Here is an 11,599-nt window from a genome sequence, read left to right as displayed (position 1 = left end):
GCCGGGATACACCGGTTTCACGTAAGCCGAGTGGATCAACAGCGACCTGGGCGGCGGGTCAGGCAGTGGGCGTCCACGCGTGAGGAGACAGCGGCGGGTCGAGTGGTGCGCGGGTGAGCCGGTTGGCGAATGTCGAGATGGTGTACGTCCCGACGCCGAGCACCACGTCCAGCGCGTGCCGGGGTTGGTAGCCGGCGGCCAGGAATTCCTCCAGTTCGTCGTCGGGCACCGCTCCCCGATGGTCGAGCACGGCGAGCGTGAACCGGCGCAGCGCTTCCAGCCGCGGCTCGGGCAACGGGCTCCCGGCGCGCAGCGCGGTGACCATCTCGGCGGTCGCGCCGAGGCGGGCGAGCGTGCTGGTGTGCAGGGCGACGCAGACGTGGCACTCGTTGGTGGTGGCGACGGCGAACACGACCACCTCCCGCTCCAGCGGCGAGAGGTCGGTCTGCTCGAAGCCCTTGTTGGCGGTGAGGAAACCGCTGAGCAGCTGGGGCGACTCGGCCATCAGAGCGACCGGAGCGGGCAGCCAGCCGAACCGACGGCGTACCCCCTCGATGGTCGGCCGGGCGGCGGCGGGCGCGGTGTCGGCGGTGTGTGCGGTGAAGACGGGCACGGCTACCTGCTCTCGCGGCGTGGGTGGGGACGCCGAGGGACACGTCCCGTAGGATAGTCAACGTGGTTTACGGAATAGTAAACGTGGTTGTCGAACATGGCAACCGCTGAAGCCGCGCGGCCCGGCTACGCGCTGCCGCTGCTCCTGCTGGCCGGCTTCCGCACGCTCATCGACGACCTGCACGCCGAGCTGGCCCGGCAGGGGCACCCGGAGCTGCGACCGCTGCACGGCTTCGTGCTCCAGGCCGTGGGGATGGACGGCACCACCGCCACCGAGCTGGGCCAACGGCTCGGCATCTCGAAACAGGCAGCCGGCAAGACTGTCGACAGGCTCGTCGCCGCCGGCTACCTGGAACGGATCGACGATCCCGCCGACGCCCGCCGACGGCTCGTCCGGGTGACACCACGCGGCGCCGACGGGCTGCACCGCTCGGCGCAGATCTTCGACCAGCTTCGAAAGCGTTGGGTGGCGACCCTCGGCCCGGACCGGGTCGCCGCCCTGGAGGACGACCTGAGCACTGTGGCCTCCGCCAACTGGTTCCGCCTCGACATGCCCGGCTGGTTCGGCGGCTGACCGCGCCCGCAGGCGACACCTGGCAGATCCACGGGCAGAGGCAAGCCCGGCGGGTAAATCTCACCCGCTCTGGTCCGCAGAGCCCACTGCGGCCCATGCTGAAGGGATGTCGGACGCGTACGTCGTCGGCGACCCGGACGGGTTGTCGCCTCTGCTGGTCGAGCTCCGCGACACCGTCGCCCGGGAACTGCACGCGCAACTGGCGCTGCGCGGTGAGCGGATCGAGCTGGCCGACCTTCCCGAGGTCTCCTACCAGGTCACCGTCCAGATCGAGCGGGCGTTGCGCGACTGGCGCCCCCGCTAACCGGCGTCCAAGCTGAGTCGTTGACCAGTCGGCGACGACGAGGGGAGACGACCTGTCCCGGGTGGCGAACTGGTTGCGCGGCGCGTGGGCGCACCTGCGGACCGGCTGGCCGCTTGTGGCGCAGGTGACGCTCGCCGCCACCCTCTCCTGGTTCGTCGCCAGCCGCCTGCTCAGTGGCGGCGGCTACAGCGGGCCGTTCTTCGCCCCGGCCGCCGCGGCGCACTCGATCTGCCGACCGCCGGGAAGCAGCACTGAAGCAGCGTCCCGGAAGCGGCAGCCGCGCCGACGATCAGTCCAGACCGCCGTACGAGTGCAGGCCCGTGAAGAAGATGTTCACGCCGAACAGGTTCATCAGCACGGTGAGGACGCCGAGCACCGCCAGCCAGGTGGCCACGTTGCGCTTGACGCTCGGCGTGGCCCGCGCGTGCAGGTAGCCGGCGTACACCACCCAGGAGATGAACGCCCAGGTCTCCTTCGGGTCCCAACCCCACGGCCGACCCCAGGCCGCCTCGGCCCAGATCGCGCCCGCGATCACCGCGAAGGTGAAGATCGGGAAGGAGAACGCGTGCAGCACGAAGGTCAGCCGCTCCAGGCTGCCCGCGTCGGGCAACCGCTTGGCCAGGGTGTACGGGAAACTGCGCTTGCCCTGCTCGTACCCGTTGCGCATCAGGAAGCCGACCGCCGGCACCGCGCCGAAGATGAAGATGCCGGACGCGAACACGATCGTCGACACGTGGATGATGAACCAGTACGAGTTCAGAGCCGGCACCAGCGGAACGATCGGCACGTACAGCACCAGCTCGGCGGTGGCCACCAGCAGCACCATCACCAGGGTCATGAACAGCCCGAGCTTGCGCAGCGACGGCAGCTTCCAGAGCACACCGAGCCAGGCCACGACGCCGATGAACGTCACAGTGAGCACGAACTCGTACATGTTGCCCCAGGGCATCCGGTCGGCGGCGATGCCGCGGGTGACCAGGGCCGCGAGGTGCAGCACGGCGGCGACCGCGGTGGCGGCCACCGCGACGAGGCCGGCGATCCGGGCACGCCGCGCCGAGCTGTGGACCACCGCCAGCGTCGGGGGCGTCGTGGACGGCGGCGTCGAGCCGGTGCCACCGACCCCGGCGCCGACAAGCTCACGCTCGGCGGCCGGCGCGGCCACCCGGGCACGCGCGTTGCCGAGCGCGTACTCCACGGCGTGGCTGATCATCGCGATCAGGTACACGAGGATCGCGAAGGTCACCAGATTGTCGGAGAGCGCGGACATCACTCGGTCCCTTCTCGCACACCGGTCCGGCCACTGGATTCAGTGTCGGTGCCGGCTCGCCCGGCCGCCTTGTCGTCTCCGCCCACAGCGGTGACGAGCTGGGCGAACTCGTCGGCGAACCCTGGATAGTCGGTGCGCGGCAACCCACCGGCCTCCATCAAGCTACTACCGCCCGTCGGAGATCCTTCTCCGGGGTCGGCAGGCAGCATCCGGAACCACACCCGGCGACGCCGCCCGAACAGCGAGCCCATCAGCCCGACCAGCAGGAAACCGCAGCTCACCAGCAGGATCGTCGAGCCGGGGTCGTACCGGACGGAGAGCGTGACGTACCGCTCGGTGCCCAGGAACTCGACGGTCGTGCCGTCGTCGAGCGTCCAGGTCTCGCCCTTGCGCAGCACCTTCGTGCCGATCTCCTTGACCTTCCCGGCGCTCACCTGCCGCTGGTCGAGTTGGTAGACCGAGTTGGGGATGCCCGCGTCCATACCGAGGTTGCCCCGGTACGCGACAAGGTTCAGCAACGGGTTGCGCTCCGTCGGGTACTCCGAGCGGACGAACGGCGCCTCCGGCGGGGCCGTGGGCAGGTAGATGCCGGTGAACGCCACCTGCTGATCGGGTACGCGCTGCCCGGTGGCGGGATCGACGTTCGCGTCCGGGAAGGCGGCCAGACCCTCGCTTGTCAGACCCATGTCCCCCGTGGTGAGGAACGGAAGGTCGCTTGTCTGGCTGTTGCCGAACCGGTCGGTGTAGCGGATCAGCGGGGCGTACCCGTGGCCGAGCAGGTAGACGTTCGCCCCGTTCAGCCGCAGCGGCGAGTTCACCGAGAAGTCCGCCTGACGCGTCGGCTCGTCCGGGCCGTCGACAGTCACAGTGGCGTTGAAGAACTCCGGCTGGCCGGACGGCAGGAACCGGGCCTGGAAGTCGTCCAACCGCAGGCAGAAGCCGGGCAGGTCGGCGCTGTCCACCTGCGGGCCGAGGTTCGCCTCGGCGTACTGCTGACGGGTGTTGCAGAAGGCGTTGTCCGCGCCGGCCACAAGCAGCCGGTTACCGCTCCAGCCGTACCACGACCCGAGGGCGACACCGATCAGCACGGCGATCAGCGAGGTGTGGAACAGCAGGTTGCCGGTCTCCTTGAGGTAGCCCTTCTCGGCGGACACCTCGTCGCCGCGCACCTCCACCCGCCAGCGCCGCTTGCGCAGCACCTCGGCGACAGCAGCCGCGCCACCGTCCGGGGCGGGCAGCACGGCGTGCTGCGGCAGCCGCGCCATCCGCTTGGGAGCGGCCGGGGGCCGGGAGCGCAGCGCCCGGACGTGGTCACGCAGCCGGGGCGTGATGCAGCCGATCAGCGAGGTGAACAGCAGCAGGTAGATCGCCGAGAACCAGACCGAGCCGAAGACCTCGAACGCGCCGATCCGGTCCAGCCGGGGCGCCCATTCGGGGTGGTCGATGAAGTACTGGTTGACCCGCTCCGGGCTGACCCCACGCTGGGGCAGCACCGAGCCGGGGATCGCGGCGACAGCCAGCAGGAAGAGCAGGATCAGCGCCGTACGCATGCTTGTCAGTTGCCGCCACGAGTTACGCAGCAACGCCAGCAGCCGGTTGGGACGGCGCCGGGGCGCCGGGGCCTCGGTCTGCGGCCGATCGTCGACGGCCGTCATCAGATGCTCACCTCGCCCACCCCGACGGTGGTCTGCAGCCAGATCACGAAGTTCTGCCACCCGCCGGTGACCAGCGCCAGACCGATCAGCAGGAGCAGGGCGCCGCCGATCCGGGTGACCCAGCGGCTGTTGCGCCGGACGGCGCGGAAGACCCCGAGCAGGCGCTGGAAGCCCAGCCCGAAGACGATGAACGGTATCCCCAGCCCGAGGCAGTACGCCACGGCGAGCACCACGGCACGGTCGCTCTGACCGCTGGTGGCCGCCATGCCCATCACCGCGCCGAGCGTCGGGCCGGTGCACGGCACCCAACTGAGCGCGAAGACCGCTCCGACGACCGGAGCGCCGAGCAGCCCGGCCGACGGCAGCCGGGAGATCCGGAACTCGCGTTGCAGAGCGGGGATCAGCCCCAGGTAGCCCAGCCCGAGCACGATGATCAGCGCGCCGACGACAATCTCCAGCTGCCGCTCGTACTCGAAGAAGACCCGGCCGATGCCGGCGAACAGGATCGCCGTGGCGACGAAGACCACTGTGAAGCCGGCGATGAAGAGCAACGTCCCGGCGAGCACCCGGCCCTTGACGGCGACCGTCGCGGTCCGCTCGCGTACGGCGACGCCGCCACCGCCCCCGCCGTCGGCTGAGGTGTTAGGAAGGGCCCCTTCCTCTACCGCAGGCGTTAACAAGGTGCCCTTCCTTGCACTGCCTTCGAGGTCGGCGCCGGCCAGGCCGGTGACGTACGAGAGGTAGCCGGGGACCAGCGGAAGCACGCACGGGGACAGGAAGCTGACCAGGCCGGCCAGCGCCGCCGCGCCGATGGCCAGCAGCAGCGGCCCGCTCAGCGCCAACTCCCGGAAGGTCTCGCCCATCAGTCCGGCGCCGGTTTTTCGCCTGCGACCCGCTCGACGATCGGTTGCAGGCCCTCCTGCTTGACGGCGGCCCGGATCACCACCGCGACCCGGCCCTCCCGGTCGAGCACCACCGTCGCCGGGACGGTGTTCGGCGGGATGTCCAGGTCGAGCGCCAACCGGCTGGCCGGATCGAACAGGCTCGGATAGGTGACCCGGCCCTCCTCGAACGCCTTGGCCTTGTCCCGCTGGTCCTGGACGTTGATCCCGAGGAACGCCACCCCGGAGCCCTTTGTCGCCTGGTAGACGGCCTCAAGATCGTCGGCCTCGGCACGGCACGGCGCGCACCAGGAGCCCCAGAAGTTGACCACAACGACCTGGCCGCGGGCCTCGCTGACGTCGTACGTGCCGCCGGTGAGCAGCTCACCCGCAAGCTTCGGCGGCGCCGACCGCTGATCCGGGGCGCACTCGATGATCCCCTCGGCGGTGGTCGTGCAGGTCTTCTCCCGCCCCTGCGCCGACGTGCAGCCCGCCAGCGCCACCGTCGCAACGGCGGCGAGCAGACCCGCGGTCCACCTACGGGAGTTCATCAGGCCCCCTTGGCCGTCCGGGCTGTCGCGGAGAGAGCGATCAGGTGCGCGGCCGGCTCGCTGTAGCCGATGCCCACCACCTTCGCGCCGTCGAAGTGGAACGAGGTCAGGCTCGCAAGACCACACTGCCGCTTGCGCGGGTCGTGCCACAGCCGCTTGCGCTCGACGTAACGGCGCAGCGTCCAGATCGGGAGCTGATGCGAAACCAGCACCGCCTCACGCCCCTCGGCGGCGACCCGGGCGGCGTGCACGGCGGCGAACATCCGCTCGGCGATCACCCGGTACGCCTCACCCCAGGACGGCGTCACCGGGTCCCGCAGCACCCACCAGTTGCGGGGATCACGGAACGACCCGTCACCCGGGGACACCTTCTTGCCCTCGAACCAGTTGGCGCTCTCGATCAGGCGCTCGTCCACCCCGACGGGCAGGCCGAACTGGGCGGCGATGGGTTCGGCGGTCTGCTGTGCGCGCTCCAGCGGGCTCGCCACCACGTGCACGATCTCCCGGTCGGCCAGGCCCTGCGCGGCGGCCTTGGCCATCTGCACACCCAGCTCGGAGAGGCGGAAACCGGGCAGCCGGCCGTAGAGGATCTGGTCGGGATTGTGCACCTCGCCGTGCCGAAGCACGTGGACCACCGTCTTACTCACCGCTGTGCCCCCTCTGTTCGCGACTGCGGGGCTCGCAACACCGGCTCACTCCTCGCGCTCACCGCCGCCGCCTTCGTTCGCGACTGCGGGGCTCGCAACACCGGCTCACTCCTCGCGCTCACCGCTAACCCCCTTGACCGGCCGCTGCTGCCGCATTCGCCGCCGTCGGCAGCGCCTTGGCGATGTGCTCCAGCGCGGCGTCGTCGATCGCCGCCGACACGAACCAGGACTCGAACGCGCTCGGCGGCAGGTAGACGCCAGCGGCGAGCATCGCGTGGAAGAACGCCTTGAACGCCGGCACCTGCTGCGTGCGGGCGCTGTCGTAGTCGACGACGTCGGCATCGGTGAAGAAGATCGAGAACATGCTGCCCGCGTACGACAGGCGGTGCGGGACCCCGGCGGCGGCAAGCGCGTCGGAGGCGAGCTTGCCCACGACTGCGGCCGTGTCGTCGAGGCGCTGGTAGAGCGCGTCGTCGGCCAGTCGCAGCGTGGCCAGGCCGGCGGCGCAGGCCAACGGGTTACCGGAGAGCGTGCCGGCCTGGTAGACCGGGCCGGCCGGGGCCAGCCGCGCCATGATCTCCGCGCGCCCGCCGAACGCCGCGGCGGGCAGGCCACCGCCCATGACCTTGCCGTACGTCCACAGGTCGGCGTCGGTGGGGTCGAGGCCGTGCCAGCCGGCGCGGGACACCCGGAACCCGGTCATCACCTCGTCGATGACGAGCAGGGCGCCGTGCGCGTGCGCGATCCGCGCGAGCTGGGAGTTGAACCCGTCGCGGGGAGCCACAACGCCCATGTTGCCGGCCGCGGCCTCGGTGATCACCGCGGCGATGTGCTGGCCCTCGGCGGCGAAGACCTCCTCGACGGCCCGGATGTCGTTGTACGGCAGCACGATCGTCTCGCTTGCCGCCGCGCCGGTGACGCCTGGCGAGTCGGGCAGGCCGAGGGTCGCCACGCCGGATCCGGCGGCGGCGAGCAGGGCGTCGACGTGCCCGTGGTAGCAGCCGGCGAACTTGACGATCTTGGAGCGGCCGGTGAAGCCCCGGGCCAGCCGGATCGCCGACATGGTGGCCTCGGTGCCCGAGTTGACGAGGCGTACCTGCTCGACCGGGGTCCGGTCGACGATCTCGGCGGCCAGTTCCACCTCGCCCGGGGTGGGGGTGCCGAAGCTGGTGCCACGGGCGGCAGCCGCCTGCACGGCGTCCACCACCTCCGGGTGGGCGTGGCCGAGGATCAGCGGACCCCACGAGCAGACCAGGTCGACGTACCGGCGGTCGTCGGCGTCGTACAGCCAGGGGCCTTCGCCACGGACCATGAAGCGCGGGGTGCCGCCGACCGCCTGGAAGGCGCGCACGGGGGAGTTCACCCCGCCCGGCACGATGGCGCGAGCGCGGTGGAACAGGGCCTCGGAGGCCGGCGCGTCGACCGGGTAACGGCCAGATCCGGCGGAAACGATGTCGGTCACGATGCGGCCATTGTGTCAGCGCCGACCTGCCAATCCGCAGCCACCCCACGCAGGGGTTACCCGGCTCACCCGCCCCGGGCGCTCAGCAGCGGCATCGACGCGGGGCTGGCGGTGGGCGAGACGGAGCTGAAGTGGGGGCCGGCGCGCGGGCTCACGGATCTCGACAGGCCAGGTCGTGCGGATCGCGCTAGGCTGGCCGGGTGGATCGTGCCGAACTGTCCATCACGCTACACCGGACGGGCGACGAAGCAGTGCTGCGCCTGGCCGGTGAGATCGACATGCTCACGGCCGCCCAGCTCTCCACCGTCGTCAACGAGGTGCTCGCCGACCCGCCCCCACGGATCGTTCTCGACCTCGGCGGCGTCACCTTCTGCGACTCGCAGGGCCTGGGCACCCTTGTCGTCCTCAGCCGCAAGGCCAGCCACGCGCAGAGCCTGCTGATGCTCACCCACGTGGGCGACTTCCTGATCCGCGTCCTGGACATCACCGGCCTGCGCAGCGCCCTGATGATCCGCAACGACCAACCCGCCGGCTGACCCCGCCCCCGGCCACCGGCCACCGGGTGGGGTTGACTGCGGTTTACGGGTTGGCGCCCCAGCGGGCTTGTTCCAGCATCTCCATCGCGCGTTCGCGGTTCTCCGGGTCGCCGGAGCGGAGCAGGGCGGTTGCCTCGTCGACAGCGTCGGTGAGGCGTCGCCACTGCGTGTCGCGCTCCCGGACCAGGTCCGACTGTGCGGCCAACTGCCGCGTCTTCACCCACAGCTCGACGAATACCGACACCTTGGCCCGCAGGACCCACGGGTCGAAGGGCTTTGTCAGGTAGTCCACAGCCCCCACCTGATAACCGCGCAACGCGAGCTGGGCGTCCCGGTCGGCGGCGGTGAGGAAGATGATCGGTACGTGCCGGGTCCGCTCCCGGCGCTTGATGTGGCTCGCCGTCTCGAAGCCGTCCATGTCCGGCATCTGCGCGTCCAACAGGATCACCGCGAAGTCGTCCACCAACAACTGCTTGAGAGCCGCCTCGCCGCTCTCCACCGCCACCGACTGAACCGGCAGGCCCTGAAGGATCGCCTCCAGCGCCGTCAGATTCTGTCGCCGGTCGTCCACGAGCAGCGCCTTGGCCAGCTGGGTCACGACGTCTCCTCGTTGCGGCTTCCGTTGATCCAGGACGACATCAACTCGATCAGATCGTCGAGGTCGACCGGCTTGGTGATGTAGTCGCTTCCCCCGGCCGCGAGCGCCGACTCGCGGTCACCCGGCATCGCCTTCGCGGTCAGGAAGACGACCGGAAGGTCGGCGAACCGGTGGTTACGGCGGATCTGCCGGGTCGTCTCGTATCCGTCCTGGTCCGGCATCATGGCGTCCATCAAGACGATGTCCACCTCCGGGTGCTCGGCCAGCAGGCGGACGCCGTCCGCCCCGTTGTCCGAGTACAACACGGTCATGCCGTGCAGCTCCAACGCGCTGGTCAGAGCGAAGACATTTCGTACGTCGTCGTCAACGATGAGCACAGTGGCACCGTCCAACTGGCGGGTGGCCGGTGCCTCCGGCCGCTCCGGCAGCAGCTCCAGCGGCGGCATCAGCAGTGACGACGGCAGGCCGGCGCGCTGCGGTGACGGAGGGGCCGGCGCGACCACCGCGTCCGGTGCCAACACCTGCGGTACGAACAGGGTGAATGTCGAGCCCTGGCCGGGCGCCGACGACACGGTGATGGTGCCACCGATGAGCCGGGCCAGGTCGCGGCTGATCGACAGGCCCAGGCCGGTGCCTCCGTAGCGGCGGCTGGTAGTGCCGTCCGCCTGCTGGAACGCCTCGAAGATGATCGACAGCTTGTCGTCGGAGATGCCGATCCCGGTGTCGATCACAGTGAAGGCGATTACCTGCTGGGCGTTCGTCAACGCCGGTACGTCGAAGACCGCGTTCTCCGCCGCCGGGGCGATCCGCAGCGTCACCGCGCCGTTGTCGGTGAACTTCACGGCGTTGGAGAGCAGGTTGCGCAGGATCTGCTGCAACCGCTGCGCGTCGGTGATCAGCGCCGGCGGCAGGTCCTTGCTGACGCGTACCTGGAAGTCCAGGTTCTTCTCCTCCGCCTGCGGCGCGAACGCCTGCTCGACGTAGTTGCGGATCTCGGCGAACCGGATCTCGGTCGGCTCGACGTCCATCCGACCCGCCTCGATCTTGGACAGGTCGAGGATGTCGTCGATGAGGCGCAGCAGGTCCGAGCCGGATCCGTGGATCGTACGGGCGAACTCGATCTGCTTCGGGTTGAGGTTCTGCTCCGAGTTCTCCGCCAGCAGGCGTGCCAGCAGCAGCAGCGAGTTCAACGGCGTACGCAGTTCGTGGCTCATGTTGGCCAGGAACTCCGACTTGTACGCCGAGGCACGGGTGAGCTGCTGCGCCTTCTCCTCGAGGCCGAGGCGGGCCAGCTCGATCTCCCGGTTCTTCGTCTCGATGTTGCCCTTCTGCTCGGAGAGCAGCGTGGCCTTCTCCTCCAGCTCGGCGTTGGTGCGCTGCAACTCCGCGGACTGCTCCTGAAGCTCGTGCGCCAGCCGCTGCGACTGGGCCAGCAGTTCCTCCGTACGCCGGTTGGCCTGGATGGTGTTCACCGCGATGCCGATGGTGAGCACGAGCCGCTCCAGGAACGACAGGTGCAGCTCGGAGAAGGCCGCCACGCTGGCGAACTCGATCACCCCGAGCAGTTCCCCCTCGAAGAGCACGGGGAGCACCACAAGGTCCGACGGTGGTGTCTCGGCCAGGCCGGAGCGCAGCGTGAGCCTGCTGTTCGGGGAGGCGCTGACCCGGATCGTCCGGCGGGACAGCGCGGTCTGACCGACCAGTCCCTCGCCCGGGCCGAATGTGACGTCGTGCCCCCGCGCCACGTACCCGTAGGACGAGGTGAGTCGCAGTCGCACGCTGCCGTCGGTCTCGTCGGCCAAGAAGAAGGCGCCGAGCTGGGCGTCGACAAGCGGAGTCACCTCCGTCATGATCATGCGGCAGACCTCGCCCAGGTCCCGCTGGCCCTGCAGGAGGCCGCCGATGCGGGCCAGGTTGGAGTCCAGCCAGCCCTGCTCGGCGTTCTTCTTTGTCGTCTCCCGGAGGGTGACGATCATCTGGTTGATGTTGTCCTTCAGTTCGGCGACCTCGCCCTGCGCCTTGACGGCGATCCGCTGGGTCAGGTCACCCCGGGTCACCGACGTGGACACCTGGGCGATGGCGCGCAACTGGGTGGTGAGCGTCGAGGCGAGCTGGTTGACGTTCTCGGTGAGGTCGCGCCAGGTGCCGGAGACACCCTTTACCTGCGCCTGACCACCCAACTTGCCCTCGATACCGACCTCGCGGGCCACGCGGGTCACCTCGTCGGCGAACGACGACAACTGGTCCACCATCGTGTTGACAGTGGACTTCAGCTCAAGGATCTCGCCCTGCGCGTCCACAGTGATCTTCTGCGACAGGTCACCCTTCGCCACGGCGGTGGTCACCGAGGCGATGTTGCGGACCTGGCTGGTCAGGTTGGACGCCATCGAGTTCACGTTGTCGGTCAGGTCACGCCAGGTGCCGGAGACACCCTTTACCTGCGCCTGACCACCCAACTTGCCCTCGGTGCCCACCTCACGGGCCACCCGCGTCACCTCGTCGGCGAACGACG

General features: G+C 69.9%; 12 protein-coding genes. 3 read left to right on the top strand and 9 right to left on the bottom strand.

Going from position 1 to position 11,599, the window contains the following annotated elements:
• Positions 1-58 precede the first annotated feature (58 nt).
• On the bottom strand, positions 59-613 hold the full coding sequence (locus ACLQ23_RS22665; RefSeq protein ID WP_425881048.1) for a carboxymuconolactone decarboxylase family protein: 555 nt from the start codon (positions 611-613) through the stop codon (positions 59-61).
• Between the two features lie 96 nt (positions 614-709).
• Here ACLQ23_RS22665 and ACLQ23_RS22660 point away from each other — a divergent pair, with 96 nt between their 5' ends.
• Complete coding sequence (locus ACLQ23_RS22660) at positions 710-1,186, top strand: MarR family winged helix-turn-helix transcriptional regulator (protein WP_355587967.1); 477 nt, start codon at positions 710-712, stop codon at positions 1,184-1,186.
• A gap of 106 nt (positions 1,187-1,292) precedes the next feature.
• The gene (locus ACLQ23_RS22655; RefSeq protein ID WP_355587965.1) at positions 1,293-1,490 is read left to right on the top strand and encodes a hypothetical protein; all 198 of its coding nucleotides are present in this window, start codon (positions 1,293-1,295) and stop codon (positions 1,488-1,490) included.
• Between the two features lie 289 nt (positions 1,491-1,779).
• Here the strand turns inward: ACLQ23_RS22655 and ccsB are convergent, their stop codons facing one another.
• The 6 genes from ccsB to hemL form a co-directional block, all read right to left on the bottom strand.
• A complete protein-coding gene (gene ccsB / locus ACLQ23_RS22650) occupies positions 1,780-2,757 on the bottom strand; it encodes a c-type cytochrome biogenesis protein CcsB (protein ID WP_355587963.1) in 978 nt (325 codons plus the stop codon).
• Positions 2,757-4,412, bottom strand: a complete 1,656-nt coding sequence (resB, locus tag ACLQ23_RS22645; protein ID WP_355587962.1) for a cytochrome c biogenesis protein ResB — start codon at positions 4,410-4,412, stop codon at positions 2,757-2,759. Before resB ends, ccsB begins: the two co-directional genes overlap by 1 nt.
• Positions 4,412-5,275 (bottom strand): cytochrome c biogenesis CcdA family protein, encoded by an 864-nt coding sequence (locus tag ACLQ23_RS22640; protein WP_425881047.1) that lies wholly within the window; start codon positions 5,273-5,275, stop codon positions 4,412-4,414. The genes resB and ACLQ23_RS22640 overlap by 1 nt, the downstream gene beginning before the upstream one ends.
• Complete coding sequence (locus tag ACLQ23_RS22635; RefSeq protein WP_355627468.1) at positions 5,275-5,844, bottom strand: TlpA family protein disulfide reductase; 570 nt, start codon at positions 5,842-5,844, stop codon at positions 5,275-5,277. The genes ACLQ23_RS22640 and ACLQ23_RS22635 overlap by 1 nt, the downstream gene beginning before the upstream one ends.
• Complete coding sequence (locus tag ACLQ23_RS22630) at positions 5,844-6,491, bottom strand: histidine phosphatase family protein (RefSeq protein WP_053652163.1); 648 nt, start codon at positions 6,489-6,491, stop codon at positions 5,844-5,846. The genes ACLQ23_RS22635 and ACLQ23_RS22630 overlap by 1 nt, the downstream gene beginning before the upstream one ends.
• A 124-nt stretch (positions 6,492-6,615) precedes the next feature.
• Positions 6,616-7,953, bottom strand: coding sequence for a glutamate-1-semialdehyde 2,1-aminomutase (gene hemL / locus ACLQ23_RS22625; protein WP_425881046.1), 1,338 nt, complete (start codon positions 7,951-7,953; stop codon positions 6,616-6,618).
• 200 nt (positions 7,954-8,153) lie between these two features.
• Between hemL and ACLQ23_RS22620 the strand changes: the two genes are divergently transcribed.
• Entirely contained in the window at positions 8,154-8,489 is a 336-nt protein-coding gene (locus tag ACLQ23_RS22620; RefSeq protein ID WP_053652159.1) for an STAS domain-containing protein, read from the top strand.
• Between the two features lie 43 nt (positions 8,490-8,532).
• Here the strand turns inward: ACLQ23_RS22620 and ACLQ23_RS22615 are convergent, their stop codons facing one another.
• Both ACLQ23_RS22615 and ACLQ23_RS22610 read right to left on the bottom strand, forming a co-directional pair.
• On the bottom strand, positions 8,533-9,087 hold the full coding sequence (locus ACLQ23_RS22615) for a response regulator (RefSeq protein ID WP_425881045.1): 555 nt from the start codon (positions 9,085-9,087) through the stop codon (positions 8,533-8,535).
• The coding region (locus tag ACLQ23_RS22610; RefSeq protein ID WP_425881044.1) for an ATP-binding protein at positions 9,084-11,599 on the bottom strand (2,516 nt) is incomplete at its 5' end. The genes ACLQ23_RS22610 and ACLQ23_RS22615, both read right to left, overlap by 4 nt.

It is taken from the genome of Micromonospora sp. DT41, assembly GCF_049841715.1.
GTDB lineage: Bacteria > Actinomycetota > Actinomycetes > Mycobacteriales > Micromonosporaceae > Micromonospora > Micromonospora profundi.
This window is presented reverse-complemented; position numbering and strand designations above follow the sequence as displayed.